We start from the raw sequence: 26,233 nt of genomic DNA, 5'->3' as shown, positions 1-26,233 counted from the left end.
ATGGGAATCGCCGTCGATCCCGAGACGCCCGCGACCGTCGCCGAGGACGTCCGCCGGGCCGAGCGCACCGATCGGATCGTCGGGGCCGTGCAGCGTCAGGGCGCGCTCGCCGTCCTGATCGTGGTCGTGCTGATCTCGTTCATCGCGTTCCCGAACTTCCGCAGCTTCGACAACACGGCCACGATCCTGGTCGCGGCCGCACCGCCGATGCTGATCGCGCTCGGCATGACCTTCGTGATCATCACGGGCGGGATCGACCTGTCGGTCGGCTCGCTTTACGTGCTCGTTGGCGTGCTCGCCGCCTGGGCCTCGCAGTACGGCTTCGTGGCGGCGTTCGCGGCCCCGCTGCTCGTGTGCGGCGCCATCGGCTTGGCGAACGGCTTGCTCATCGCGTACACGAGAATGGCCCCTTTCATCGTCACCCTGGCGGCACTGCTCGGCGCCCGGGGACTGATGCGCGCGATCAGCGACGAGGGCTCGACGACGTACCTGGTGAAGAACGACGCGTTCCGCAAGCTCGGCAACGGGTCGTTCCTCGGTATCGGCTACCAGGTGTGGCTGGTCGCGGTGCTGGTGTTGCTGGGCATGGTGCTGCTCGCCCGCACCCGCTTCGGCCACCGCGTCTACGCCGTCGGCGGCAGCGAGGACGCGGCCGCGCTGATGGGCGTGCCGGTGCGCCGGGTCAAGGTCTGGGTCTACGTGATGTCGGGCCTGCTGGCCGGCCTGGCCGGCGCGATCAACGCGGCCAAGCTCGGCTCGGGCGTGACCGTGCTGGGCACCGGCATGGAGCTGGACGCGATCGCCGCCGTGGTGATCGGCGGAACCTTGCTGACCGGCGGCGCCGGCACCATAGCCGGCACGGTGGCCGGCGTCCTGCTGCTCGGCGTGATCCAGAACCTGATCAACCAGGTAGGCAACGTCAACAGCAACTGGCAGCAGGTAATCAGCGGCGCGTTCCTGGCACTGGTCGTGGTCGCACAGACCTACCTGGTCAAGCTCCGCCGCCAGAACAACTAGCCGCCCGGCGTCGCCAGAACAAGTCGCCAGAACAAGTAGCCGCCCGGCGCGGCGCGGCTCCCGGCCGTGCCGCGCCTCTAGGCCCCACCGACCGGGTAGTTGCGCTCCTGCGGTGGCGTCGCGCGGCGCTGCCACGAGGAACGAAACCGTCACGACAAGCGCGCCGCTCGGAGGCCCGGGCCACGGGCACCCGCAAGCACGGACGGCCGCAAGCACGGGCGGCCGCAAGCACGGGCTGCCGCAAGCACGGACGGCCGCAAGCACGGACGGCCGCAAGCACGGACGGCCGCAAGCACGGACGGCCGCAAGCACGGACGGCCGCAAGCACGGACGGCCGCAAGCACGGACGGCCGCAAGCACGGACGGCCGCAAGCACGGACGGCCGCAAGCACGGACGGCCGCAAGCACGGACGGCCGCAAGCACGGACGGCCGCAAGCACGGGCGGCCGCGTGGCACGGGAGCAAACGCGGCGCTTTGGTCTGCTCACCAATACGCGCCACAGGTGCACCCGCGGTTGCGGGTCGCCGTTGCCGTTGCCGTTGATCGCGCGTCCCCGGCCACCCCGCCACCCCGCCACCCCACCCTCGTGGGTGGGGCCGATTAGAGCACCCGCCTACGACATTTCCGCGGCGTAATCCACAGCGCCACTTCGCGGACAGCCGGCTACCTCACGAACGCTGCGGCTAATCGAGACTGGCCGTGCCGAGCAGGTGGCCGTCGTGGTCGGCGACGCTCACCGAGCGTACGTTGCGCAGCTGGATGGAGCTTGCGCCGATCACCTTTGCGCTGCCGCTCGGGGTCGGGCCCCACGTGGCCGCCTGCTCGGTGTCGCCCTGCATGCTGTGCACCTGGCAGAGGAACGGGCCCTGGCCGCGCAGCTTGGTCACGTCGAGCGCCACCGAGACGCCCCATGTCTTCGGGGTCAGCACCGCCTCGCCGGAGAGGCCGCTGCCCTGGGCCGGCTCGAACTGGGCGGTCACGAGCTGCGGGCTCGGCAACGCCTGCGGCGGCTGGGTCTCCCGGTTGCTGCGGATCACGCCGACGCCGATCACCGCGGCCACCAGCACGACCGCGGCGGCGGCCAGCCAGCGTACGCGTGCCTTGCGGTTCTCCCGGTTCCGCTCGGCGCGCATGCGGCGCAGCAGGCCCTCGATGTTCTCCGGCGTCGGCCGCGCCGACATGCTGATCAGAGGCTGCGCGGTCTCGGTCCCGGCCCGCCGCCCGTCGGGAAGGCGCTGCAGCAGCTCCGGCACGGGCGCCAGGCGATCCAGCTCGTCCCGGCAGTCGTCGCAGTCGCGCAGGTGCGCGTCGAGCCGATCGGTATCGGTCTCGTCGAGGCCGCCGAGCAGATAGCCGCCGAGCAGCCGGCGCAGCTCGTCGTGTTCGGCGCTCACCGTGCCGCCTTCCGTCCGCGACGGCGGGGCTCGCGTCGCTCGCTCCTCGGGCTCACCGCAGCACCCCCATCTCCTCGAAGGCGGTGCGCAACGCCCGGACCGCGTAATAGGCCCGGGACTTGATCGTTCCCTCCGGCACCGACAGCCGCCGCGCCGCCTCCGCCACGCTCTGCCCCTCGTAGTACATGGCCCGGACGACGGCCTGGTGATCGGCCGAGAGACGCTCGAGCGCCTCCGCCACCAGCCAGCCCTCGACCATCTGATCGACGTTGTCCTCGACCGGCATCGTGTTGACCGCGGTCTCGTCCGCCACCAGGTGCGGGCGCCGCTGCTCGGCCCGCCACGCGTTGGTGACCACGTTGCGGGCGATGGTCAGCAGGTACGACCGAGTACGGCCCTGATCGGTGTCCAGGTGGTCGATGTGCTTCCAGGCCCGCAGCAACGTCTCCTGGACCATGTCCTCGGCGCGGTGCCGGTCGTGCACGTAACGCAGGACGAAGCTCAGCAGGACCGCGTAATGCTCGGTGTAGAGCGCGGTCATCAGCTCCTCGTCGGGGCTGTTTCGCCTCATCCGCGCCTCCGCCTGCTTCCGGTGTCACCCACTTGTACACCGTCGAGGTGAAGTCGGTTCGACCGGTAGGCCCGGGAAACGGGACGATGCCCGGTCCCCCTCGCCGGGACCGGGCATCGCGTCACGCAGTACTTCAGCAGGCCTTGACCGGACCGCCGTACTGGAACGTGCGGGAGCTTCGCCCGACGATCGGGTACCGCGCGGCGTCCGTCGTCTGGTACGTCAGGTTCACCGCCGGGCCGTTCAGGAACGCCACGCTCGCCATGTAGGCCGCGCCGCTCGGGTCGGTCGGCTTCTCCGGGTTGATCGACAAGCCGTTGCCCATCTGGCTGCACGGGGTGAGGCTGGAGGCCGCCACCTCGCCGAAGACCTGGATCAGGCCGGACCGGCTGAACTTGATGCCCTCGTCGTTCCAGAGCTGCTCGGGGAAGTAACCGATCCACTCCGAGTCGAACGCGATCCACCACGCGCCGTTGAAGTACTGGATGCCGAACTTCTTGATGGTGTCGGTGGCGAGGGTGTCACCGGGCTTGATGTTCTTGCTGTACTGGACGAAGCCGCAGCCGTTGTAGCAACTCGGGGTGCGGTTGACCCAGTGGTAGACGAACAGGTGCGGGTCGTCGTCGCCGTTGACCAGGCGGTCGACGTTCCAGCCGACCTCGACGATCTGCTTGCCGTCGGCCGACTGCAGCGCCAGCTCGCCGAGCGTGTGGTAGTCGCCCCTGGTGAGGGCCGGCTTGGCGATCGAGACGTTGGTGTAGAAGCCGTCGGTCTCGGCGTACTGCATGCCGGTGTTGTAGAGGAAGTACGCCTTGTCGCTGGTGGTCGAGGCGCCGCTGGGCTCGGGCGCGACGTGCCCGGACGAGCTGGCGGCCGGCTCCGGCTCCTGGCCCGGCGCGGCGTCGGCGGTCGACTCGGTGGCCTCCGGCTGGGCGGCGTCGGTGGTCGTCTCGGCCGTCGGCTCGTCGGTCGCGGCGGTCGTCGCCTCATCGGTCGGATCCGTGGTCGGGTCCGTCGTCGCCGCGGTGGTCGGGTCCTCGGTCGGATCCGCCTCCGCCGTCGGGCTGGCGCCGGCCGGCGGCTCCGGCGGGGCCACGTCGGTCACCTCGGTCTTCAGGTAGCCGGTCTTCGACCAGCGGCCCTTCGGCGCGTACCGCCCGCGCGGCTGGGTCGAGCCCGACGTGTCGTTGGCCGCGGCGTCGTCGCCCTCGGCGCGCAGCGTCCGGCTGGTCGCGCCGGCGCGGCCCTTGCGGACGCGCTCGGGGCGCTGGCCCCAGGGAAGGACGCTGGGCGGCGTCGCCGTGCCGGCGAGCGCATTGGGATCGACCGGCGCTGCCTCGGCCACGGGCTGCCCCGAACCCCCCGTGATCTGTCCCGCACCCGCGTTCAGGGTCGAGGCGACGCCCAGGGCGCCCACCACGGCGACAGCTAGGCCGGCGGCAAGAAGACCGCGGCGTGACTTCAACACGTGTCCGTCCTCGTTGATCGTGGAGTCGGAGGCATGGGCGAGGTAACCTCCGGCACCGGTTCTCGGCGGCGCTGGTCACCATATAGCTTTCTCGATTCCGGATGACCCTGCCGACGGGATTTCCGCCTTAACGGCTGAGGCCCCCAGCCGATCCGGTGATGGAAAGCTCAATTTCGGCGACAGAGCGTGTGCGCGCGATCGCTCAGGGGCGATTTCACGCCTTGTTCGGAAAGAGGCAAAGCGCTATGAGCTTCTTTCAGGTCTAGCGTGGGTACATGGGCGGGATCCGGGTCCTGTCGCTCACCGGCGACGGGGTCGAGGCGCACACCGTATCCGAGGTCGCGGGCCTGTTGGACCGGCCGGGCGCACTGGTGTGGGTGGACGTTCCGGAGTGCAGTGACGAGGCGATCGCCTTGCTCACCGACGTGTTGTGCTGCCATCCTCTGGCGGTCCGCGACTGTATGCAACGGAATCGCGTGCCACGTGTCCGGATTTATCCGCATCAGCAACTCTTGATCCTTCACGGTCCGGAGCGGGGACCATCCGGTCATATCCACTACCTGGAACTTGATCAGATAATCGGGGAAAAGTATGTGGTGACCGTCCACGGACCGATTAATCCGGCGCTTTCCCTGGAAGTCGCTCTTCGCGAAACGGACGGTGTTCGGCGCCGGCTGGAATCGGGCCGGTTACGACCGGATTCACCCTATGAACTGTCCTATGCGATCACTTCCGCGTTGATCCACCGCCTCGAGGGCTTCATCGAGGAGATCACCACCGACGTGTGGCATCTCGAGCAGCGGGTGACCGGCGGCCACATGGGCAATCCCGAGGAGTTCCTCGAGGAGCTCTTCCAGGCGCGGCACGGCCTTCTCGCCGTACGCACGATGGGTGCCCTCGGCGCCGAGGTGTACGGCCGGATCGCCGCCCTCGAGGCCCGCGTGCCGGCCGACGACCTGCCCCTGGTCAACGACGTGGTCGACCAGCTCAACCGGATCCGCGGCCTGGCCGACGGCGAGCGCGAGTACCTGCAGGGCGTGATCGAGTTCTACCGGGCCCGGGCCGAGACCAAGATGACGGTGGCCGCCGAGCGGCTGGCCGTGATCGCGGTGGTGACCCTCCCGATCACGGCACTCTCCTCGATCTACGGCATGAACGTGATCGTCAACAGCCACACCCAGGTCGAGCAGCTGCTGGCCGTCCTGGTGATCATGGCCGTCATGTCGGCCATGCTGCTGACCTGGGCCAAACGGCGCGGCTGGTGGTGAGCGGACGCGCGTCCGCTTTTCCGCTCCCACATCGCGGAACGAATTTGACCACTGATCACCATTCCGGTCACCATGGGCGTCATGCAGCGGACGGGAATCCCTCTCGTCGCCGATCTGGCGACCGATCTGGCGCACTGCGCCAGCGCTTGCTGTCCTAGCTGACCAGCGCTTTCGAGTCTCTCAGCACTGATCCGCCGACTTTCCGCCCGACCCGCCGAGCCAGGCGCTATCCTTGGCCGCGTTGTGGCGGTAAACCTATAGGACTGATAGGCAATGTATGTAAATCGAGGAGCTTCCGTGAACGCCGTCGACCTTCGCCTCGACCATCTCGCCATCGCCGCCCGCTACGCCGCGACCCCCGAGGACTGGCCGGTCGCACCGCGCTTCAACCCGGTCGACCGCTGGTACCACCGCCTCGCCGTCGCCGACGACCACGAGGTCTGGCTGCTCACCTGGCTGCCCGGCCAGGGCACCGACCTGCACGACCACGGCGGCTCGGCCGGCGCGTTCCACGTCTTCGCCGGCACGCTCACCGAGGACACCGTCTCGATCCCGGCCGGCGGCCCGGCCCGGATCACCGGCCGCGAGCTCGGCGAGGGCGCCGGCCGCCGGTTCGGCTCCCGGCACATCCACCGGATCACCAACCGCTCGTCGCGGCCCGCGGTCAGCGTGCACGTCTACGGCCCGGCGCTGGCCACGATGACCCGTTACCGCATCGGCGCCGACGGCCTCGAGGTGCTGACCGTCGAGAAGGCCGGGGTGCAGTGGTGACCGCGGTCCTGACTCCCCCGCCCGGCTCGATCGGCATCGACGAGATCCTGGCCGGCGCCCGCGCCCGCCTGCGCCGCCTCGGCCCGCTCGAAACCGCCGCCGCGATCGACGAGGGCGCCGTGCTGGTCGACATCCGCCCGGCCGCCCAGCGGGCCGAGTTCGGCGAGATCCCGGGTGCCGTGATCATCGAGCGGAACGTGCTGGAGTGGCGGCTCGACCCGCGCAGCGACGCCCGGCTGCCGTTCGCCGACAGTTACGACCTGCAGGTGATCGTGACCTGCCAGGAGGGCTACACCAGCAGCCTGGCCGCCGCCTCGCTGCAGGACCTCGGCCTGCGGCGGGCGACCGACCTCGCCGGCGGTTTCAAGGCCTGGCGCGAGGCCGGTCTCCCGACCGTCTAGCCCGCTTCCGGCCTCGCCTTCCGGGGCAGCAGGAAGGCGAGGCCGAAGGCGAGCACCAGCAGCACCATCGTCACGCCCGTGCTCCACACCGCCGAGTCCTGGAAGCCGGCCCGCACCTGCTCCGCGGCGTACGCCTGCACCTGCGGGCTCGGCACGCCGGTGCTCTGGCAGCTGGCCGGCACCACGTCGGGATCGTTCTCCGCCGTACGGTCGCGGAGGCATTCACGCAGCCCGGCCACCACCGCCGGTTGCGCGTCGGCCGGCACCCCGGCCGTGGTCAGCACCGTCCGCAGCTCGGTCGCCGAACCGTCCACGTGCGACACGACCTGGCCGGGCAGGATCGCGAAGAAGATGGTGCCCAGCACCGCGATGCCGAACGCGCCGCCGAGCTGCTGGATCGAGGTGAGCGCGCCCGACGCCGAGCCGGTCTCCTCGTCCTCGACGCCGGCCAGCACGATGTTGAAGAACGGCGCCATCGCGAGACCCATGCCGGCGCCGGTGAGGACCATGGCCGGGATCATGTGGTACGGGGTGATGCCCGCACCGGCCAGCCGCACGGTCAGCGCCATCCCCGCCGTCCCCACGATCATCACGGCCGTGCCGATCAGCAGCAGCTTGCGGCCGAGCTTCTCGGCCAGCCCGGCGCCGGCCGCGATGAAGCCGGCGACCGTGCCGAGCGCCTGCGGCAGCGTGGTGAGGCCGGCCTTGAGCGGCGAGTAGCCGAGCCCGATCTGCAGATAGAAGGTGAAGACCAGGCCGGTGCCGATCAGCGCGCCGAAGAACACCAGGCCGACCGCAAGGCCGCCGGAGAACGCCCGCTTGCGGAACAGGCTCGGCGTGACCAGCGGGTCGAGGTGCTTGCGCTCCCGCCGGTTCTCGTAGAGGGCGAACAGGCCGAAGACGATGACACCGGCCGCCAGCAGCACGAAGCACCACACCGGCCAGTCCAGCTCACGGCCCTGCACCAGCGGGTAGAGCAGGAGGAAGGCGCCGACCGCGGCCAGCAGCACGCCGAGCAGGTCGAGCCGGGGCGCCCGCTCGCTGGTGAACTCGGGCAGGAACTTGACCGCCCCGAAGACCGCGAACAGCCCCAGCGGCAGGTTGATGAAGAAGATCATCCGCCAGCCGGCGTCGAGGTAGTCGGCGTCGACGAGCCAGCCGGCCAGGATCGGCCCGCCGACCGACGACAGGCCCATCACCGGCCCGAACGCGCCGAACGCCTTGGCCTGCTCGGCCGGCGAGAACATCTGCTTGATCATGCCGAGGCCCTGCGGCAGCATCACGGCGCCGAACAGGCCCTGCACCGCCCGCCCGGTGATCAGCTCGACCGGTGTCTGGGCGATGCCGCAGGCCAGCGACGCGAGCGTGAAGCCGGCCGCGCCGATCAGGAACATCCGGCGCCGGCCGTAGATGTCGCCGAGACGGCCGCCGGTGAGCAGGCCGATGGCCATGGCCAGGGTGTACGCCGCGCCCAGCCACTGGATCAAGCTGTAGGACCCGCCCAGGTCGGTACGGATCGACGGCCCGGCGATGTTGGTGACCAGTGCGTCGAGCAGGTCCATGACCTCGACGGCCAGGATCACGAAGAGCGCGACCCACCGATATCGGTACGCCGTCGCAACGGCGCCCGGCTTCTCCAGTACGGCTTCCATGGGGTTCCCCCGATGACGTTGAACGGTGTTCGTTGACTACGAACACCGTTCTACTGGCGAACACCGTTCGCGTCAAGTAGATTGGGCGGCGATGAAAGAGTCGCCGTTCCTGCGGCGGGCCATTAAGCCCCAGCGCCCCGCCAAGGCCCCGCTCGGTCGCGCCGAGATCGTCCAGGCTGCCCTGCGCATCGTGAAGACCGAGGGCATCGACGGCGTCAGCATGCGGCGGCTCGCGGCCGAGTTCGAGACCGGGCCGTCCAGCCTCTACGCTCACGTGACCAGCAAGGACGAGCTGCTCCAGCTGATGTTCGACGAGATGTGCGGGCTCATGGAGCTGCCCGAGCCCGACACCGCGCGGTGGAAGGAGCAGATCCGTCAGATCGCCCGCTCCGGACACCAGGTGCTGCTCGACCACTACGACCTGGCCCGGGCCGCGCTGGCCACGATTCCGACCGGGCCCAACGCGATGCGCGTCTCCGACTTCATGCTCGGCCTGATGGTCGGCGGCGGCGTCCCGCCCCAGGTGGCGGCCTGGGCGATGGACCGGATCTTCCTCTACATCACCGCCGACGCGTACGAGATGTCGATCTGGCGCGGCACGCTGCAGGGCGCCGGCTCCGACCAGGAGTCGTTCGTGGCCGAGCTGAGCGAGGACCTCACGGCCTACTTCGAGCAGCTTCCGGAGGAGCAGTACCCCAACCTCAAGAAGTACGCGCACGACATGGTCGGCGGGGGCAATGAGCAGCGCTTCGAGCTCGGCTTGTCGATGCTCGTCGACGGGCTGGACAAATATGTCACGAAATGAGCGATCAACGACGTCTTCAACATCGACAATGCCTGGTCGTCACCCATAGTTGATCTGAGCGGTTTTGTTGATACTGGGTCGATGGAAGGCCTGCCGGTACCGGCTACCGCGTTCGGACCACTTCATCTGTACGCGCTCCGGGTGCACCGGCTCGCCAACACCGGCCACGGGCACGAGGCGCTCGCGGCCGCCGACGCGTACCTAGCCCTGGCCCGGCTCTGCGGCGATCGCCGCACCATCCCCTTCCTGGTACAGGGAAAGATGTACGCCAACCTGTACATGGGCCGCCTCCACGAGGGCGCCGAGCTCGCTCAGGAGCTGCTGCGCATGCACCGCGCGGCCGGGTCGGCGCTGGGCGAGGCCAAGACGCTGTGCGATCTCGCGCACTTCGACGTGCTGCGCGCCCGCTACATCGACGCCATGCGCGGCCTGGCCCGCGCCGCAGTGCTGCTGGACGCGCCGCATCCGGGCCGCGACCGGCGCATCTCCGCGCTGTGCAGCTTCGCCGAGGCCGCGACGGCGGCCGAGATGTACGAGATCGCCTCGGACACCTACGAGCAGCTGAGCGAGGCCACCTCGGGGTTCGAGCTGGTGCACGCCACGACGCTGCTCAACTGGGGCGTACGGCTCGACCACATCGGCCGGCACGACGAGGGCGCCACCCGCCTGCGCCGCAGCGCCGCGATCACCCGCCGGCACGTCGACCAGTACCCCGACGACACCGGCGCGGCCGCGATGCTGGCGCTCGCCCTGGCCAAGCTCGGCGACGTGGTGCCGGCCGAGAAGCTGGCCCGCGAGGCGATCATGCCGTTACGCACGGCCGAGAGCTTCGCGTACGCCCGGATGGCACATCTGGCGCTGGGTATCGCGTTGCGGTCCCAAGGGGGACTGCCCGAAGCCCGGCGCGAGTTCGTGGCGGCGCGCGAGCTCTGCGCGTACGGCGCCCGCCCCGACGAGAAATCGATCATCCGCTTCGAGCTCGCCCTGACCGCCCTCGAGCAGGACGACGGCCAGGCCAACCGGGACATGTTCGACGCGGTCGAGGGGCAGACCCGCGAGCTGTGGCGGGTGCGTCTGCAGCGGCTCGCCATGCTGCGGCAGGCCCGCCAGCAGGAGGAGGCCGAGTCGGCGCGAGCGCGGGCCGAACGGGAGGTGCTGCGTGACCCGCTCACCAAGCTCGGCAACCGCCGCCGCTTCGACCTGCTGCTGAACCGCATCGACTCCGGCCGGCTGGCGGCCCCGCTGGTCCTGCTGCTGGTGGACGTGGACCACTTCAAGGCGGTCAACGACGCGTACTCGCACACGGTGGGCGACCGCGCGCTGCGCGAGGTGGCCAAGATCCTGCGCGCCCACTGCCGCGCCGACGACATCCCGGTGCGCTACGCGGGCGACGAGTTCACCGTCTTCCTGCGCGGCGACCTCGAGGTGGGCCGCGAGGTGGCCGAACGCATCCGCGCCGCGGTGGCGAAGGCCGACATCATCCCGGGCGTACGCCTGACGGTGAGCGTCGGCCTCGCCGCCCTCACCCCCGACATGACCGGCGAGTCCCTGTTCCGAGCGGCCGACGACCGCCTCTACGCCGCCAAGTTCAGCGGCCGAAACACCATCGCCTTCTGACATGAGCTAACGAAGGAGTTACGGCCCGGCACCATGCGGATTCTCTTCGCCTTCGACCCGTGGCGGTCGACGATTCTCCTGGTTGCCGGTAATAAGGCGGGACGATGGAACGTCTGGTACGAGACCGCGATACCGCTGGCGGAGCAGAGGTACGACGCATACCTGAAGGAACGCGGCGAACGGGAGGACGAGGCATGAGCGAATACGTGCGCTGGCGTGACATCCGAGCGGAGTACGTCGCGCGGGCGGGTGGGGAGGATGCCGTCGCCGCGGGGAAGCAGGAACTGCTCGCGGCGGTCGTCGGGCATCGGCTGGCCGAGGTCCGCCGGGGGCGCGGCCTCACCCAGCGGCAGGTCGCCGCGCTCGCGTGATCACAGGGGCTTCACGACGCCGGACTTGCCGCTGTAGAGGCTTCGGCCGCCGTCGCGGGCCCGCGGCGTGTCGGGGGCGTCGAGCCAGATGATGTAGGGCGCGCCCGAAGTGAGGCCGGTCAGGGTGGTGGAGACGGTGCAACCGGCGCCGGCCGGGACGGTCGTCCAGCTCGGCTCCGGCTGTGGGCCCTTAACCAGGCCCTGTCGAACGGCGGTGATGCGGTAGTACGAGCCGTAGGCCGAGGGCCACTCGACCTTGAAACCGCCGGCGACCGGGGTGATGACCATCGGGATCAGCACGAGACCCGTCTCCGGCCAGGCCATCGTGCACGCCGAGCTGGTCGACAGGTACGAGACCGAGGGCAGGGCGGGCGGCGGCGTACCGGTGAACCGCGCGGCGCCCCGGCTCGGGGTCGGATTGCCGGAGTTGTAGATCACCCATGGCGTCTGCGTCGCGGTCACCGAGGGCGTCGCGGCCGGCGTGGTCCCGCTGCGGCAGCCGGTCAGCGCGAGCGGGAGCACGAACGCCGCCGCCGCGAGCACGAACCGCATGCGACCCCTCTCCGCGTGTGCGAGTCCCTACCTCCCGATCGGCCTCTGCGCGTGCGCGCTTAGCGGCGGCGCGAACACCCAACCCTCCGCGAGCACCTCGTCGGTCGCCCTCACCGCGGCGCGCAGACGCTCGCCGAAGGTTCCGGTCAATTCCCGGTGTCGTACGCCGTGAGCAGCCAACTCGTCGCGAAAACGACCCGTCATCCACCGTCGGAGGTGCTCGCCGTCGCGCAGGCCGTCGTCCTCGAACGGCACGCCGTCGTCGTCCGTGAGCAGGTACAGATCGGGGCGGCGGACTTCACCCCGTACGGCCGCGGAAGTTGCTCCCAGATAGCGCTCCTCCCAGATCGTGGTCGCGAACGCGTCGGTATCGCCGAAGAGCACCGGTGAGCCCGACCGGGCCGCCGCATCCTCCGCGGCGTTCTGCGCCGCCGCCACCGTCCGGAAGTCCGCGTGGTCCCAGGTCACGTCGAAGATCGTCGCCCCCGGACCGAGCGCGGCCAGCTTGCGCTCGGTCAGCTCCCGGCCGAACTCGGGCACCCACCGGGTCGCCCGCCAGAGCCCGCCGCGCAGCCGGTAGTGCCGGGCCAGCGCCCGGGCCATGGTCGTGGTCCCGCTCGACTCGGCGCCGACCACCACCACCCGCTTCGCGAGCCAGCCCCGCACGCCCGGCCCGAGATGAGCCCAGTTCCCGATCGGGTCGTCGCGCACGGCCGTCCCCGAGACCGGCACCCGTTCCCGCCCGAGGTCGACGATCACCGGCTCGGCGTGGAACCGGGCCGCGAGCTCCACCCCGTACGCCTCGGAGGAGAAGACGGCATCGACCCGATCGGTGCCCGCCGCCGCCCGGAAGACCGCCATGTGCAGCTCCCACACCGCCGGGTCGGCATAGTCGATCGGGTGGTCGTCGTGCACGCCCACGAACCGTACGTTCGGCCCGTGCGCCGCGCGCAGCCAGTCGAGACGAAGATCGAGCGGCAGGGTCTCGGCCGAGGACGGCGCGACCACGACCGTCACCCGGGCGCATCGTGCCGCGGCCGTGTCGATCAGCAGGTGGTGGCCCGCGTGCGGCGGATAGAACTTGCCGACGATCAGCCCGTGTTCGTACTCCACAGCTCTTTTCTAGCGGTCCGCCACGAGCGCAGGCCGGCGACGTAGAGGGCGAGGAAGGCCACGTACAGGATCGCCGTGAGCCAGAGGTCCTTGTAGGCGTAGAGCGGAATGTAGATCAGGTCGGCGGCGATCCACAGCCACCAGCTCTCGATCAGCTTGCGGGTCTGGCCGTAGGTGGCGAGCAGCGAGAGTGCGGTGGTGAGGGCGTCGGCGAGCGGCACGGTGGACCCGGTGAGCCGGTCGAGGAACAGCCAGAGGCCGGCGGTCAGCACGATGCCGGCGACTGCCAGCCCGACCCACTCGGGGCCGGTGGTCGAGCGGACCACGAGCCGGGTGTGCCGCTCGCCGCCGTAGAGCCAGGCCCACCAGCCGTAGAGGCCGAGCACGACGTAGACGACTTGGAGGCCGGCGTCGGCGTAGAGGCCGGCCGACCAGAACACGACCATGAGCAGCAGAACGTTGAGGATGCCGAGCGGCCAGTTGAGGATGTGCTGGCGGACGAGCAGAGCCACGTTGATGAGGCCGGTCGCGAAGCCAAGGATCTCGGCCCAGGTCGTGGGGGCGCCGAATGCGGTGAAGGCGGTGCTCGTGAGCCAGTCGATCATCGTGGTCTTCTACCCGTGTCCGCCCTGTTTGTCCGGCCGTTTGTCTGCTGGTCTCACCCCACCCCGTTACTGGGTGGGGTGAGATTAGAGCACCGCTACGACACTTCCGAACCGGAATCCACAGGGCCGGTCGTGCCGCGGACGACCAGCCGGGGTGAGGTGACCACCTCGCGATGGGCGATCCGCACGCCGGCCACGCGCTCCACCGCGCGGGCCACGGCGAGCGTCGTCATGGTGTCGATGTCCTGGGCCACGGTCGTCAGGTCGATGTGGGCGAGCCGGCTGAAGCTGCTGTCGTCGTACCCGACGACGCTGATGTCGCCGGGCACGTCGAGGCCGCCCCGGCGCAAGCCGTCGAGCAGGCCGGTCGCGCTCAGGTCGTTGAACGTCGTGACCGCGGTGGGCGGATCGTCCAGCAACTCCCGGGCGGCCCGGGCGCCGTCCTCCTCGCCGGAGCCGCCGGGGACGACGCGGATGTGCTCGGCCAGGCCGTGCCGGGTCATGGCCTCGCGGTAGCCCTGCCGCCGCTCGGCCGACGCGACCCAGCGGGCGCCGTCGACGTGGGCGATGCGGCGGTGGCCCAGCTCGACCAGGTGGTCGACGGCCAGGTGCAGGCCGCGCGAGTCGTCGGTGCGCACGACGTCGACCGCCTTGTGCCGGATCGGGCGGAACATCGCCACCACCGGCATGCGGGCGGTCAGCGCGCCCAGCTCGGCGGTCGGGATGAGCGGACCGAGCAGGATCAGCGCGGCGCATCGGTCGCGCAACAGGCCGTCGATGGCCGTACGCTCATCGCGTCGCGGGGTCACCGCGCTCAGCGCCAGCTCGTGGCCGACCCGCCCGGCGGCGTCGTAGAGGCCGGTCAGCACGTCGTCGTGGAACGGGTGCTGGACGCCGAAGACCACGCCGAGCAGCCGGCTCTCGCCGCTACGCAGCAGGCGGGCCCGGCTGTCCGGCTGGTAGCCGAGCCGGCGGGCGACCTCGAGCACTCGCGCGCGGGTCGCGGCACTGGCGCCGGGCGCCTCCCGCATCACGATCGAGGCCAGCGCGACCGAGACCCCGGCCTCGGCGGCGACGTCGGCCAGCGTGGGCCGCCGTTCCCCTGTCCGCATGAAACCGAACTTTAACGTGTGATCACTAGAACGTTCTACGACGCCACGGCCTAGAACGTTCTAGAGTCGGCCCAGTGGAGAGAATGACCGCCGGCCGCCGCTGGGCGGCCCTGCTCGCGCTGGCGCTGGGCGGCTTCGGGCTGGGCCTGACCGAGTTCGTAGCGATGGGCCTGCTGCCCGACATGGCCCATGACCTGCTGCCGGCGGAGTACGCCCGATCGAGCGCCGACGCGGTGGCCAAGGCCGGCTGGATGATCACTGGGTACGCCCTCGGCGTGGTGGCCGGCGCGCCCACGATCGCGGCCCTCACCGCCCGGGTCCCGCGCCGCCGGCTGGTGGTCGGGCTGCTCGGGCTGTTCGTGGCCGGCACGGTCGCCTCGGCGGTGGCGCCCACCTTCGGGCTGGTGCTGGCCGCCCGGTTCGTCGCCGCGCTCGCCCATGGCGCCTACTTCGGCGCGGCCGGGCTGCTGGCGGCGGCCATGCTGGGGCCCGGCAGCCAGGGGCGCGGCTTCTCGATCGTGCTCGGCGGCCTGACCGCGGCCAATGTCTTCGGCGTCCCGCTGATCACCGGCCTCGGGCAGGCGGCCGGGTGGCGGGTGGCCTACCTGGCCGTGGCCGGCGTCTTCGCGCTCACGCTGCTCGCCGTGCTGGCCGTGGTGCCCGAGGTGGCGGCCGCGCCGGGCGGCTCACCCCGGGACGAGCTGGCCGCCTTCCGGCTGCCGCAGGTGTGGCTCGCCGCGCTGGTGGTGGCGATCGGCTTCGGCGGCTTCTTCGCCGTGAACAGCTACATCGCGCCGGTCACCACCCACGTCACCGGGCTGCCGGCGTCGGCCGTGCCCTGGGTGCTGGCGGTGATGGGCGTCGGCATGACGGTCGGCAACGCGGTCGGCGGCGTCGTGGCCGACCGCGACCTCCGGCGCAGCGTGCTGCTCGGCTTCGTCGGCATCATCGCCTCGATCGCGCTCTTCGGCCTGACCGCCCGGCACCCGGCCGGGCTGGTGGCCGGCGCGTTCCTGGTCGGCGCGGCCAGCCTCTTCATCGGGCCGGCGCTGCAGGCCCGGCTCATCTCGGTGGCGCCCGGCGCCCAGCTGATGGGCGCGGCGATCAACCAGTCCGCCAGCAACGTGGCGAACAGCATGGGCGCGGCCCTGGGCGGCGTGGTGATCGCGGCCGGATGGGGTTACCTGTCGTCGGCCTGGATCGGGGTGGCGCTGGCCGTCACCGGCCTGGTGCTGGCCCTGGTGAGCTTCCGGACGGACAGGCGGAGCAGCCTAGAGAGCGGGCCCGAGGCGGTAACCGGCCATCTCGAGCTCGCCCTCGCCCAGGGCGACCGCCGTGTACAGCCCTGACTCGTCGCTCAACGTCATCGTCGCGCCGTCGATGGTGTACGTGCCGTGCGCATGACGCTTCCGGCCGGCGACCTGCCCGTCGTACGTGCCGTCGTCGAAGATGTCGAGCCGCACCGCGCCGTCCTCGCTCAGCCACGCACCCACCGGCGCCGCGGTCCGCACCCGCGGGGCCGCGAGCCGCGTGGACTCGGCGGGCCGGCCGCCCATGATGCGCTTGAACAGGGCGACGTCGACGTGCGGGGTGCGCATGGCGGCTCCTCAAAGGCGAGGCGAACGGCGAGGTAGGGGAATGGCTCCTAGTTTCGGCAGCGAGGGGCTGACCCGGAGTGCAACCGGGTTGCGGTTGGGGTGCGTCAGCTCGACGCGCGCAACGCGGCCATGACCGCGGCGATCATCTTCTCCAGGTAGTCGTCGCCGAGGGGCGTACGTGCGACCGCGAGCCGCCAGTAGAGCGGCCCGAGGATCAGGTCGATCGCCACCTCGGGGTCGGTGCCCGGCGGCAGCTCCCCGCGGGCCACGGCCTGGCCGATCAGCTTGTCGCCGACCGCCTGCTGGTGGGTGCGCAGCGCCTTCTGGAGGGTCTCGGCGATCTGCGGGTTCCGCGAGGCCTCGGCCATCAGGTCCGGGATGATCTGCGAGGCGATCCGGTGCTGGAGCGCGCGGCTTACGATCATCATGAGCAGCTGGAGATCGCTTTCGAAGCTGCCGGTGTCCGGAAGGGGTACGCTTCGCCCCGCGACGTCGGAGACAATCTCGAGGACCATCTCGAGCTTGTTGCTCCAGCGCCGGTAGACGGCGGTCTTGCCGACGCCGGCTCGGCGGGCCACGGCTTCGATGGAGAGGCGGCCATATCCGACCTCGGCCAGCTCCTGCATGACCGCGTTACGGATAGCCACAGTGATGTCGCCCCGGAGCACGGCGGCCCCGGCTGGTGCTCGCTTCGCTGTCGCCACGTAGTCACTATACGCCAGGACGTAACGGTTGCGTTCCGCCGTTCGGTCGGTTAGATTTCACGTCGATACGAACCCGTTCCATCGGTGACGTGTTGGCATGCTTGCTAGTTGTGTTCTCGCGGAAAGCACCAGGACCCGATTCCCCCGACGTCGGGCCGACGAGATCGGAGCACCACCCCATGGCTCAGACGACCGTCGTCGAGTCCTACTCCGGGCCCTCCGTGAGGGAGCTGGCCCGGAAGCATGGACTGGGCGCCGCCGGACGGCTGCCCACCCTGCCGGAGTACACCCGCCAGCTCTGGGCCTACCGGCACTTCATCTGGGAGTTCGCGAGCGCCAAGGTCTCGGCGTCACTGGGCAACACCCGCCTGGGCATGATCTGGCAGGTCCTGACCCCGCTGTTCAACGCGGGCGTCTACTACGTGATCTTCGGCGTGCTGCTCAACACCAAGCACGGCGTGGGCAACTTCATCCCGTACCTGTGCACCGGGGTTTTCATCTTCGGATACACCCAGACCGTGGTGCAGGCCGGCGTCCAGGCGGTGAGCGGCAACCTCGGCCTGATCCGGGCGCTGCACTTCCCCCGGGCCAGCCTGCCGCTGTCGATCACCCTGGTCGAGGCGCGGAACATGATCGCGTCGACGGCCGTGCTGATCGCGATCGTGCTGTTCACCGGCGAGCCGATCACGGTCGAATGGCTGCTCATCCTGCCCGCCCTGGTGCTGCAGACGATCTTCAACGCCGGCTTCGCGATGCTGGTCGGGCGGCTCGGGTCCACGCTGCACGACCTGCGGCAGCTCATCCCGTTCATCATGCGGGTCTGGATGTACGGGTCGGCCGTGCTCTACCCGGTGACGCAGTTCACGGCCCACCTGCACGGCTGGAAGCTGGCCCTGGTCGAGGCCAATCCGCTGCTGGTCTACATCGAGCTCATGCGGCACGCGCTGATGGAGAACGTGATCCTGGCCGGGTCGCCGCGGCGACTCTGGACCGAGGCCGTCATCTGGGCCGTGGTCATGGGCCTCGGCGGCTACGCCTACTTCTGGCGGGGAGAGAAAGGGTACGGCCGTGGCTGACGAAGAGCGGGTCCCCACCGTCATCGCCGACAACGCGCACATCATCTACCGGATCCACGGCTCGGTCTCGGCCGCGCAGAACTCGCCGCTGAGCAGCTTCAAGCGCCTCGTCACCCGGACCAAGAGCGCGGCCGTCCGCGAGGTGCACGCGGTCAAGGGCGTCAGCTTCGTGGCGTACAAGGGCGAGGCCATCGGCCTGATCGGGACGAACGGCTCGGGCAAGTCGACGCTGCTGCGGGCGATCGCCGGCCTGCTCCCGGTCGAGGCGGGCGGCGCGATCTACGCGGCCGGCCAGCCCTCGCTGCTGGGCGTGAACGCGGCGCTGATGAACGACCTGTCCGGCGAGCGCAACGTGACCCTCGGCTGCCTGGCCATGGGCATGTCCCCGGCCCAGGTCAAGAGCCAGGTGCAGGACATCATCGAGTTCTCCGGGATCAACGAGCGGGGTGACTTCAGCTCGCTGCCGATGCGCACCTACTCGTCCGGCATGTCGGCCCGGCTGCGCTTCGCGATCGCCGCGGCCAAGAAGCACGACGTGCTGCTGATCGACGAGGCGCTGGCCACCGGCGACGCGAAGTTCCGCAAGCGCAGTGAGCAGCGGGTCCGCGACCTGCGGGCGGAGGCCGGCACGGTCTTCCTGGTCAGCCACAGCGAGCAGTCGATCCGGGACACCTGCGAGCGCAGCATCTGGCTGGAGAGCGGCGTGATCAAGGCGGACGGCCCGACCGACGACGTGATGAAGGAGTACGAGGCCTTCGTGAAGAAGTGAAGGCCCCGTACCGCCCTAGATGACCGACAAATGCACGTGGTTCGTGTGATCGCTCGAGGGATCGCCGTTGCCACGGGTGTACGCCTTCCAGCCGCTCGACGGCAGCCAGATGCGTTTGAACCAGATGACGTACAGGACGCCCAGCCGGCTCGAGTTGTTGATGAAGTAGTTCGCGAGGTTCGTCCCGTACGTCTTGCTGGCGCCCGTCGCCACCCCGCCGAAACCGCCCTTGTCGGCCGCGAAGTCGCAGGCCCGGCCCTTGGGATGCTCGCCGCTGTTCTGTTCGCGCCAGCAGTGCACGTAGTGCGTGAACCCGTCGGCCTGGGCCTGCCGCATGGCGAACAGCATGCGCTGGGTGATGCGGCCGCCACTGGTCGGGTCGTCCACCATGCCGCTGCCGCCCTGGAACTTGGCCGCCGACTTGCTGCTGCCGCCGTCGCTGGGCTGCGGGTCGTCCTGGCCGGCGTTGGCCGCCTTCAGCGCGGTCTCGGCCTGGACCTTGCGCTTGGCCATCACGTTCACCTGCTTCTGCTGGTCACGGATGGTGGCGTCGATCGCCAGCTTGGCCGCGGCCTGCTGGTCACGGACGGCCCGCAGGTCGGTGACCGCGGCCTGCTGCTTGACCCCGACCGTCTCCAGCATCTCGGCCCGGTCCAGGAAGCCGGCACCCGAGCCGGCGTTGAGCAGCGCGCTCATCGGGCCGAGCCGGCCGGACATGTAGGCCTCGGCGACGATCTCGTCGACCGCCGCCTGGCGGGGGGCGAGCTCGGCGTCCAGCTGCTTGAGCCGGGCGGTGAGCTGGGCCTGGCGGGTCTTGGAGGCCGCGAGCGCGTCCCGGGCCTGGACGTAGCCCCGGGAGGCCGCCTCGAGCTGCTGGATCAGCGACTTGGAGCCGCCTTCGCCGTCGTCCCCGGTGTCGCCCGGCGCCGCGTGGGCCGGGGCCGCGAACGCCAGACCGGCGGCAGCGACCAGGAGGGCGAGGGTCGCCGCTAATCGGCGGCGGACAGATTGGTGCCGCACACTGTTTCCTTCCGTCGGCCGCCGACCGAGTTAGCTGACGGGTTCGGGACGGAAGTTCCCTACCGGAAGTGACTCCGGATTCACCCCATTGAGAGGAACGGTTGGTTCCCCGGCTCGCCTCGCGGCGATTAGGCGGCGATCCCCGGGTGGGGATCGGGACCGACGATACCCATGCCATCGATTGATCGACAGATCTCGTACCCTGTGCGATTGGCCGATAACGGCTTGTCACCTCATTACGGAAAGTGCTTATCCGCTCACCACATTCACGTTTATCGGACCCTGATGCGTTCCCAAGTCTCGGGTAAACTCTCCGACGGCTCTGCCGCCGAAGGCGCCGCCCCCGAGGCGCCGGCAGACCACCGCCCAATCGCCGCGAGGCGAGCCGGGGAACCAAATGTTCCTCACCTGGGGTGAATCCGCGCGAGCGGTAGGGATCGCTTCCGTCCCGAACCCGTCAGCTAACCCGGTCGGCGGTTAACCGGAAGGAACCTGGCTGGATGACCGTACGAACCCGCCGGTGGCTGACACTCGCCCTGGCGCCGCTCGTGGCTGTCTCGTTCCTGGCGGCGCCGACCGCCCCCGCGAGCGCCGACCCCGACACCTCGTCCTCGTCGAGCTCCGGCGAAGGGTCGAGCTCAGGCGGAGGAACGTCCGCGATCCCTGACGAGGGCGACGACGACGTCGAGGCGAACGCGACGCTGAACGACGTGCTCGAGTCGTCGAACCGCAAGTATGTGCAGGCCAAGGCGGCGGTGACGAAGTCCACCGCGACGCAGAAGAGCCTGGCCGTCGAGATCAACCTGGCCGAGGCCAAGCGCAACGCGCTGATCCCCGAGGTCAACGCGATCGCCGCCCAGCAGTACCAGACCGGCCACCTCGGCGCCGCCAGCTTCCTGCTCGGCAGCCAGGGGTCGAGCGACTTCCTCAAGAAGGCGGTCTCGCTGGAGGAGATCAACACGCTGCACGACCGGAAGCTGCGCGAGCTCAACGCCGCGATCGACCTGGTCAACAGCAAGAAGGCCGCGCTCGACGCCGAGGTGAAGGCGCAGCAGACCAACCTGCTGGCGATGCAGAAGCAGAAGGCCTCGGCCGAGAAGGCGCTCGAGTTGGTCGGCGGCAAGAGCCTCACCGGCGGCTTCGTCGACGCGGTCTCCAAGCAGGCGGCGCCCGCGCCACGCAATGCCGAGGGCGGTTTCTCGCCGGAGAAATGCACCGTGAACGATCCGACCACGAGTGGCTGCATCACCGCGCGTACGTTGCACATGTACCAAGAGGTGAAGAAGGCCGGCTTCAATCGTTTCGTCGGCTGTCACCGCAACGGCGGACCGTTCGAGCATCCGAAGGGCCGGGCCTGCGACTGGTCCCTGCAGAAGAGCGGATTCTCGAACGCGCACAACGCCGACATGAAGAACTACGGCAACAACCTGATGGCGTTCCTGGTCCGCAACGCCGACCGGTTGGGCATCTACTACGTCATCTGGTATCAGCAGATCTGGTTCCCGGCGACCGGTAACTGGCACACCTATCACGGCGTCAGCGCCCACAAGGACCACGTGCACGTTTCGATGCTGTAGAGCAGACATGGCAACGGCCCCCGCGATATCCGCGGGGGCCGTTGTCGTTGACGGTCAGTCCTGCGGAGCCCGGCGCACCGGGGCCCGGCCCGCGGGCTGGGTCGGCGGCGGGCCGACCGGTCCGGCCGGCGGGATCGGCACGCTCACCGGCTTGACCTGGGTGACCTCGATCTCCTTGCCGTGGTGCAGCAGCACGAGCCGGGCCGAGCCGCCGCCGTTGCGCAGCGAGTAGGTCACCTCGTCGGCCGTGACATTCACCCGCAGCCGGAGCCCGCGCCACAACAGCGAGAACTCGAGGTTGCTGATCCGGCTCGGCAGCCGGGGCGCGAACGACAGCTGGCCGTTGAAGTCCCGCATGCCGCCGAGGCCGGCGACCAGCGAGATCCAGGTGCCGGCCAGCGACGCCACGTGCACGCCGTCACGCGAGTTCTGGTGGAGGTCGTGCAGGTCCATCAGGGCGGCCTCGCCCAGGTAGTCGTGCGCCAGCTCGAGGTGCCCGACCTCGGCCGCCAGAACCGCCTGGACGCAGGCCGACAACGACGAGTCCCGCACCGTACGGGCGTCGTAGTAGGCGAAGTTGCGCTGCTTCTCCTCCGGGGTGAACGCGTCACCGCGGATGTACATCGCCATGACCAGGTCGGCCTGCTTGACCACCTGCTTGCGGTACAGGTCGAAGTACGGGTAGTTCAGCAGCAGCGGGTACGCCTCGGGCGGGGTGTTCTCGAAGTCCCACTCCTGGAGCCGGGTGAAGCCCTCGGACTGCTGATGGACCTGCAACTCCCGGTCGTACGGGATGTGCACCGCCGCCGCCGCATCCCGCCACGACGCCATCTCCTCGTCGTCGACGCCCAGCTTGCGGGCCAGGTCGGGGTGCCGCTTGCAGGCCTCCACCGCGCTGAACATGTTCTGCTGGGCCATCAGGTTGGTGTAGATGTTGTCGTCGACCACGGCCGTGTACTCGTCGGGGCCGGTGACGCCGTCGATGTGGAAGCGTCCGTGCCGGTCGTGGTGGCCCAGCGACCGCCACAGCCGGGAGGTCTCGACCAGCAGCTCGAGACCGACCTCACGCTCGAAGTCGTAGTCGCCTGTCGCCTGCACGTAGCGGCGGACCGCGTCGGCGATGTCGGCGCCGATGTGGAAGCCCGCGGTGCCGGCCGGCCAGTACGCCGAGCACTCCTGGCCGCGGATCGTGCGCCACGGGAACGCGGCGCCCTGCAGGCCGAGGGTCTGCGCCCGCTCCCGGGCCAGATCGAGCGTGGAGTGCCGCCAGCGCAGCACGTCGGCGGCCGCCGAGGGCTGCGTGTAGGTCAGCGCCGGGAGCACGAAGGTCTCCGCGTCCCAGAAGGTGTGGCCGTCGTAGCCGGGGCCGGAGAGGCCCTTGGAGCCGATCGGGCGCTGCTCGGCCCGGGCGCCGGCCTGGAGGGTGTGGAAGAGGCCGAAGCGGACGGCCTGCTGCACCTCGGGGTCGCCCTCGACCTTGACGTCGGAGTGGTCCCAGAACGCGTCCAGGTACTCCCGCTGGGCCTCCACGAGGCCCTCCCAGCCGTCCAGCCGGGCGCTGGCGAGCGCGGCGCCCACCTGGTCGCGGATGGCGGGCAGGGAACGGCTCCCGGACCAGCCGTACGCGGCGAGCTTGACCACGCGCAGCTTCTGTCCCGGCTCGAGCTTGCTCGCCACGGTCGTGCGCAGCCAGTCGGGGTGGCCCTCGGTGGTGATCGCGTGCTTGCCCGGCGCCTCGACGAGGTGCTCCATGGCCGCGGCCATCCGCAGGTCGCTCGCCTTGGTCCGGTGCACCAGCAGGCCGCCGGTGCGCTGCTCGAGCATCTCCTCGGCCTGCAGCGGGTGGTCGAGCACGGCCGCGACGCGCGGGTCCTTGCTCATCGGCGGGAGCTGCTCGTTGGCGACCAGCTCGGACTGCAGGATCAGCCGGGCCGAGGCGTCCAGCGGCTCGACCTCGTAGAGGAACGCCACCACGGCGCGCTGGGTGAACGAGACCAGCCGCACGGTGCGCACCCGGATCGCCTGGCCGGACGGGGAGACCCACTCGACGGTGCGCTCGAGCGTGCCGGCTCGCAGGTCGAGCACGCGCTCGTGGGAGCGGAGCTCGCCGTACCGTACGTCGAACGGCTCGTCGTCGACCAGCAGCCGCATGAGCTTGGCGTTGGTCACGTTGATCATCGTCTGGCCGGACTCGGGGAATCCGTAGCCGGCCTCGGCGTACGGCAGCGGGCGCAGCTCGTAGAACGAGTTCAGGTAGGTACCCGGCAGGCCGTGCGGCTCGCCCTCGTCCAGGTTTCCGCGTATCCCGATGTGCCCGTTGGCAAGCGCGAACACCGACTCGGACTGGGCCAGCAGGTCCAGGTCGAGCCGGGTCTCCCGGATGTGCCAGGGGTCCACGGGATATGCCCGTTCACGGATCACGGTGGTGCCTCTCGTGAATGAGTAAAGAAAGTCGTGAATTTAAGCGCTGATGCGGGTTCAGCGCGTCAGGAGTTCGGACAGGTCCGTGACCACAATGTCCGCCCCGTGCTCGAGCAAAGCGTCACGTTGCCCGACGCGGTCCACACCGACCACGATCCCGAAACCGCCCGCTCGACCTGCGGCAACGCCGGCCTGAGCATCTTCGAAGACGGCACAGCTCTCGGGGGGAAGCCCGAGGAGTTTCGCGCCGTACAGGAAAGTGTCGGGTGCCGGCTTGCCGGGCAAGCTTTGCTCGCGTGCGGTCACACCGTCCACGCGCTCCTCGATGAGGTTCGCGATACCCGCCGCCTCGAGAACGTCCTTGCAGTTGGCGCTGGCCGAGACGACCGCCCGGCGCAGCCCCGCGTCGCGCGCGGCCTTGAGGTACTCCACGGAGCCCTCGTATACCTGGACCGCGCCCTCCTTAATCTTCTGTAGGACGAGGTTGTTTTTCTGGTTGCCGATGCCGTTCACGGTCAGCTGGTCGGGACCGTCATCCGGGCTGCCCTCGGGCAGGGTGATACCGCGAGAGGCGAGGAAGGTGCGTACGCCATCGGCGCGTGGCCGGCCGTCGACATATCGGTGGTAGTCGGCGCCGGAGTCGAACGGCACGAATTCTTGCCCGTGCTGTGCCGACCACGTCTCGAGGAACGTGTCGAACGTTTGTTTCCACGCAGCATTGTGCACGAGGGCGGTCTGCGTGAGCACGCCGTCAAGATCAAAAAGGCATGCGGTCACATGCTGAGGTAGTCCGAGCACGCGCCCAATGTAGTCGCATGCGGCTCGCGGTGAGTCCGGAAGGGCGGCTTCACGTTTTCCGGACGCTTTACAAGCTGTTCAAATCACCGTTTCACGCAGGTCACACGCGGCGCGGCAACTCGATGCGCAGCCCGATCGTGGTACCGATCGGCCCAGTGGCCACCGTCACCTCGTCGCACAGCTGGTGCGCCAGCCAGATGCCCCGCCCGCCGACCTCGAACGCGCCGGGCACCTCGGGCTGCTGGAGGTAGTGCGCCGGGATGCCGGGGCCCGAGTCGGTGACCGTGCACCACGCCGAGCCGCCGGCCAGCCAGAGCACCGCCCGGCCCTGGCCGCCGGCGTGCAGCACGACGTTGGTGATCACCTCGTTGACGGCCAGGACGAAGCCCTGCAGCCGCTCCCCGGCCAGACCGGCCGCGGTGAGCCGGGCGGACACCTCGTGCCGCACCACGGCGATCTCGTCACGGCCGAAACGCCGGTCGAGAAGCTGAGGAGAGCGGGGCGCATCGCCGCCGGACGACTCCACGCCGGGAGCCGAACGCACGCTCTGTCGCAATCTCTCCTCCACCGTGGTGCAGCCTACGCGCCGTGGTCTCCCGGTTGCAGCAGCCATGGGCGATCAACCTCAGAAGAGGTGAGCGATCGTCTTGAAGATCTCCGCGTAGAAGTTGCCGTCGATCTGGCGGTACAGGCTGAACTTCATGCCCGGGCTGCCGAAGAACGGCCGCAGCGTCCACGCCAGCTGGGTGCCGACGAAGCCGAACAGCAGGATCCAGATGTACAGCAGGGTCATGCTGGGCGGGGTCTGCGTGGCCGGCCGGGCCGGCGCCGCCTTCTGGATGGGCTGGAGCACGTAGCCGAGCGGCACCTGGACCTGGTGCGGCTGCGGCGCCGTGCCGTTGCCGGCCTCGGGGGCGGGAGCGCCGGCCATTGCCGGGACCGCGGCCGGAGCGGGTGCGGGCGAGACCGGGGCCTTGACCGGCTGGGGCGCCGGCGCCATCAGGCCGTGCCGGTTGAGCGTGCGCATGCCGTCGGTCATGAAGCGCAGGCCGACCAGCGCCGAGAGCGCCAGGATCGCGACGTTGAGCAGCTTGAAGAACTGGTAGTCGGGCGCAGTGATCAGGAAGAACAGGCTGATCGGCGCGAACGCCAGCGCGAGCATGGCGGTCACCGTGAGCGCCACCATGACCAGCGCGAGCGCCTGCCGCACCGAGAGCCGGGCGCCGAAGACCAGGTTGAACAGGTACAGCGTGGGAAGGCAGATGGCCAGGGTGGCCAGGAACAGCAGCGGCAGCTTCACCGCCGACGTCAGCGCCATCAACACACTGTGGAAGGAGCCGAGAACCGCGCCGTAAACGGCGAGGGCCAGCACCGTGCTGGCGAGCATCTGGCCCACCAGCCGGGGCAGGTCCCGGTCCTCGACGAGCTGCTGCCAGATGCCCTGCCGGTCGCGCAGGATGCGCTCGATCACCAGCAAGCCGGACGCGTTCGCCACGTGCCCACCTCCGCGAGGTCTTCAGCGTCGATACGCCATCGCATCGACGTGTGGGCG

25 protein-coding genes, 2 pseudogenes and 2 riboswitches are annotated in these 26,233 nt (G+C 70.0%); of the genes and pseudogenes, 12 read left to right on the top strand and 15 right to left on the bottom strand.

What is annotated here, in order from left to right; all coding sequences use genetic code 11:
- Window positions 1-1,017: an ABC transporter permease gene (locus ACQP2F_RS02105; RefSeq protein WP_433307316.1), complete on the top strand. Its 1,017-nt coding sequence runs from the start codon at window positions 1-3 to the stop codon at window positions 1,015-1,017.
- A gap of 684 nt (window positions 1,018-1,701) precedes the next feature.
- On the opposite strand, the gene ACQP2F_RS02100 is transcribed toward ACQP2F_RS02105, so the two are convergent.
- The 3 genes from ACQP2F_RS02100 to ACQP2F_RS02090 form a co-directional block, all read right to left on the bottom strand.
- Window positions 1,702-2,412 carry a zf-HC2 domain-containing protein gene (locus tag ACQP2F_RS02100; protein ID WP_433300088.1) on the bottom strand — a complete coding sequence of 237 codons (711 nt, stop codon included), beginning with the start codon at window positions 2,410-2,412 and terminating at the stop codon, window positions 1,702-1,704.
- A 52-nt stretch (window positions 2,413-2,464) separates the two neighbouring features.
- Entirely contained in the window at window positions 2,465-2,983 is a 519-nt protein-coding gene (locus ACQP2F_RS02095; RefSeq protein ID WP_433300087.1) for a sigma-70 family RNA polymerase sigma factor, read from the bottom strand.
- 133 nt (window positions 2,984-3,116) lie between these two features.
- On the bottom strand, window positions 3,117-4,451 hold the full coding sequence (locus ACQP2F_RS02090) for a neprosin family prolyl endopeptidase (RefSeq protein ID WP_433300085.1): 1,335 nt from the start codon (window positions 4,449-4,451) through the stop codon (window positions 3,117-3,119).
- A 275-nt stretch (window positions 4,452-4,726) separates the two neighbouring features.
- Here ACQP2F_RS02090 and ACQP2F_RS02085 point away from each other — a divergent pair, with 275 nt between their 5' ends.
- From ACQP2F_RS02085 to ACQP2F_RS02075, 3 genes are all read left to right on the top strand, one after another.
- Window positions 4,727-5,719: a magnesium transporter CorA family protein gene (locus ACQP2F_RS02085; protein ID WP_433300083.1), complete on the top strand. Its 993-nt coding sequence runs from the start codon at window positions 4,727-4,729 to the stop codon at window positions 5,717-5,719.
- A 297-nt stretch (window positions 5,720-6,016) separates the two neighbouring features.
- On the top strand, window positions 6,017-6,490 hold the full coding sequence (locus tag ACQP2F_RS02080; RefSeq protein ID WP_433300081.1) for a cysteine dioxygenase: 474 nt from the start codon (window positions 6,017-6,019) through the stop codon (window positions 6,488-6,490).
- Window positions 6,484-6,891, top strand: coding sequence for a rhodanese-like domain-containing protein (locus tag ACQP2F_RS02075; protein WP_433300079.1), 408 nt, complete (start codon window positions 6,484-6,486; stop codon window positions 6,889-6,891). Before ACQP2F_RS02080 ends, ACQP2F_RS02075 begins: the two co-directional genes overlap by 7 nt.
- Here the strand turns inward: ACQP2F_RS02075 and ACQP2F_RS02070 are convergent.
- Window positions 6,888-8,543, bottom strand: a complete 1,656-nt coding sequence (locus ACQP2F_RS02070; protein ID WP_433300077.1) for an MFS transporter — start codon at window positions 8,541-8,543, stop codon at window positions 6,888-6,890. The genes ACQP2F_RS02075 and ACQP2F_RS02070 overlap by 4 nt on opposite strands.
- Window positions 8,544-8,634: 91 nt before the next feature.
- Here ACQP2F_RS02070 and ACQP2F_RS02065 point away from each other — a divergent pair, with 91 nt between their 5' ends.
- The 4 genes and pseudogenes from ACQP2F_RS02065 to ACQP2F_RS02050 all read left to right on the top strand — a co-directional run.
- Window positions 8,635-9,348 carry a TetR/AcrR family transcriptional regulator C-terminal domain-containing protein gene (locus ACQP2F_RS02065; protein WP_433300075.1) on the top strand — a complete coding sequence of 238 codons (714 nt, stop codon included), beginning with the start codon at window positions 8,635-8,637 and terminating at the stop codon, window positions 9,346-9,348.
- An 81-nt stretch (window positions 9,349-9,429) separates the two neighbouring features.
- Window positions 9,430-10,965, top strand: a complete 1,536-nt coding sequence (locus tag ACQP2F_RS02060) for a diguanylate cyclase (protein ID WP_433300073.1) — start codon at window positions 9,430-9,432, stop codon at window positions 10,963-10,965.
- A gap of 12 nt (window positions 10,966-10,977) precedes the next feature.
- Window positions 10,978-11,163: pseudogene (locus ACQP2F_RS02055) on the top strand (type II toxin-antitoxin system RelE/ParE family toxin); the annotation flags it as partial.
- A pseudogene (locus ACQP2F_RS02050) lies at window positions 11,160-11,324 on the top strand (helix-turn-helix domain-containing protein); the annotation flags it as partial. The pseudogenes ACQP2F_RS02055 and ACQP2F_RS02050, both read left to right, overlap by 4 nt.
- 12 nt (window positions 11,325-11,336) lie before the next feature.
- On the opposite strand, the gene ACQP2F_RS02045 reads toward ACQP2F_RS02050, so the two are convergent.
- From ACQP2F_RS02045 to ACQP2F_RS02030, 4 genes are all read right to left on the bottom strand, one after another.
- Window positions 11,337-11,888 carry a hypothetical protein gene (locus ACQP2F_RS02045; RefSeq protein ID WP_433300072.1) on the bottom strand — a complete coding sequence of 184 codons (552 nt, stop codon included), beginning with the start codon at window positions 11,886-11,888 and terminating at the stop codon, window positions 11,337-11,339.
- A gap of 27 nt (window positions 11,889-11,915) precedes the next feature.
- Entirely contained in the window at window positions 11,916-13,001 is a 1,086-nt protein-coding gene (locus ACQP2F_RS02040) for an AAA family ATPase (RefSeq protein ID WP_433300071.1), read from the bottom strand.
- Window positions 12,980-13,606 (bottom strand): nicotinamide riboside transporter PnuC, encoded by a 627-nt coding sequence (gene pnuC / locus ACQP2F_RS02035; RefSeq protein ID WP_433300069.1) that lies wholly within the window; start codon window positions 13,604-13,606, stop codon window positions 12,980-12,982. Before pnuC ends, ACQP2F_RS02040 begins: the two co-directional genes overlap by 22 nt.
- A gap of 95 nt (window positions 13,607-13,701) precedes the next feature.
- Window positions 13,702-14,718 (bottom strand): LacI family DNA-binding transcriptional regulator, encoded by a 1,017-nt coding sequence (locus ACQP2F_RS02030; RefSeq protein ID WP_433300067.1) that lies wholly within the window; start codon window positions 14,716-14,718, stop codon window positions 13,702-13,704.
- An 83-nt stretch (window positions 14,719-14,801) separates the two neighbouring features.
- Here ACQP2F_RS02030 and ACQP2F_RS02025 point away from each other — a divergent pair, with 83 nt between their 5' ends.
- Window positions 14,802-16,067, top strand: a complete 1,266-nt coding sequence (locus ACQP2F_RS02025; RefSeq protein WP_433307314.1) for an MFS transporter — start codon at window positions 14,802-14,804, stop codon at window positions 16,065-16,067.
- Here ACQP2F_RS02025 and ACQP2F_RS02020 read toward each other — a convergent pair.
- The gene (locus tag ACQP2F_RS02020) at window positions 15,990-16,316 is read right to left on the bottom strand and encodes an Atu4866 domain-containing protein (RefSeq protein ID WP_433300065.1); all 327 of its coding nucleotides are present in this window, start codon (window positions 16,314-16,316) and stop codon (window positions 15,990-15,992) included. The two genes, ACQP2F_RS02025 and ACQP2F_RS02020, sit on opposite strands and share 78 nt — an antisense overlap.
- Window positions 16,317-16,420: 104 nt before the next feature.
- Entirely contained in the window at window positions 16,421-17,020 is a 600-nt protein-coding gene (locus ACQP2F_RS02015; RefSeq protein ID WP_433300064.1) for a TetR/AcrR family transcriptional regulator, read from the bottom strand.
- Window positions 17,021-17,199: 179 nt separating this feature from the next.
- Here ACQP2F_RS02015 and ACQP2F_RS02010 point away from each other — a divergent pair, with 179 nt between their 5' ends.
- Together ACQP2F_RS02010 and ACQP2F_RS02005 are read left to right on the top strand one after the other, a co-directional pair.
- Window positions 17,200-18,096 (top strand): ABC transporter permease, encoded by an 897-nt coding sequence (locus tag ACQP2F_RS02010; protein WP_433300062.1) that lies wholly within the window; start codon window positions 17,200-17,202, stop codon window positions 18,094-18,096.
- Window positions 18,089-18,865 (top strand): ABC transporter ATP-binding protein, encoded by a 777-nt coding sequence (locus tag ACQP2F_RS02005; RefSeq protein ID WP_433300060.1) that lies wholly within the window; start codon window positions 18,089-18,091, stop codon window positions 18,863-18,865. The genes ACQP2F_RS02010 and ACQP2F_RS02005 overlap by 8 nt, the downstream gene beginning before the upstream one ends.
- Window positions 18,866-18,880: 15 nt before the next feature.
- Here the strand turns inward: ACQP2F_RS02005 and ACQP2F_RS02000 are convergent, their stop codons facing one another.
- Complete coding sequence (locus ACQP2F_RS02000) at window positions 18,881-19,885, bottom strand: coiled-coil domain-containing protein (RefSeq protein WP_433300058.1); 1,005 nt, start codon at window positions 19,883-19,885, stop codon at window positions 18,881-18,883.
- A 3-nt stretch (window positions 19,886-19,888) separates the two neighbouring features.
- A riboswitch (cyclic di-AMP (ydaO/yuaA leader) is annotated at window positions 19,889-20,030 on the bottom strand.
- Between the two features lie 208 nt (window positions 20,031-20,238).
- Window positions 20,239-20,376: riboswitch (cyclic di-AMP (ydaO/yuaA leader) on the top strand.
- A gap of 9 nt (window positions 20,377-20,385) precedes the next feature.
- Here ACQP2F_RS02000 and ACQP2F_RS01995 point away from each other — a divergent pair.
- Window positions 20,386-21,462 carry a coiled-coil domain-containing protein gene (locus ACQP2F_RS01995; protein WP_433300056.1) on the top strand — a complete coding sequence of 359 codons (1,077 nt, stop codon included), beginning with the start codon at window positions 20,386-20,388 and terminating at the stop codon, window positions 21,460-21,462.
- Window positions 21,463-21,516: 54 nt separating this feature from the next.
- On the opposite strand, the gene ACQP2F_RS01990 is transcribed toward ACQP2F_RS01995, so the two are convergent.
- From ACQP2F_RS01990 to ACQP2F_RS01975, 4 genes are all read right to left on the bottom strand, one after another.
- Entirely contained in the window at window positions 21,517-23,883 is a 2,367-nt protein-coding gene (locus tag ACQP2F_RS01990) for a glycoside hydrolase family 65 protein (protein WP_433300054.1), read from the bottom strand.
- 57 nt (window positions 23,884-23,940) lie between these two features.
- Window positions 23,941-24,681, bottom strand: a complete 741-nt coding sequence (locus tag ACQP2F_RS01985) for an HAD family hydrolase (RefSeq protein ID WP_433300052.1) — start codon at window positions 24,679-24,681, stop codon at window positions 23,941-23,943.
- A 100-nt stretch (window positions 24,682-24,781) separates the two neighbouring features.
- Window positions 24,782-25,225 carry an ATP-binding protein gene (locus tag ACQP2F_RS01980; protein ID WP_433300051.1) on the bottom strand — a complete coding sequence of 148 codons (444 nt, stop codon included), beginning with the start codon at window positions 25,223-25,225 and terminating at the stop codon, window positions 24,782-24,784.
- A gap of 81 nt (window positions 25,226-25,306) precedes the next feature.
- Window positions 25,307-26,176, bottom strand: coding sequence for a hypothetical protein (locus ACQP2F_RS01975; protein WP_433300049.1), 870 nt, complete (start codon window positions 26,174-26,176; stop codon window positions 25,307-25,309).
- Between the last annotated feature and the right edge of the window lie 57 nt (window positions 26,177-26,233).

This window comes from Actinoplanes sp. CA-030573 (assembly GCF_050951115.1).
Taxonomy (GTDB): Bacteria; Actinomycetota; Actinomycetes; order Mycobacteriales; family Micromonosporaceae; genus Actinoplanes.
This window is presented reverse-complemented; position numbering and strand designations above follow the sequence as displayed.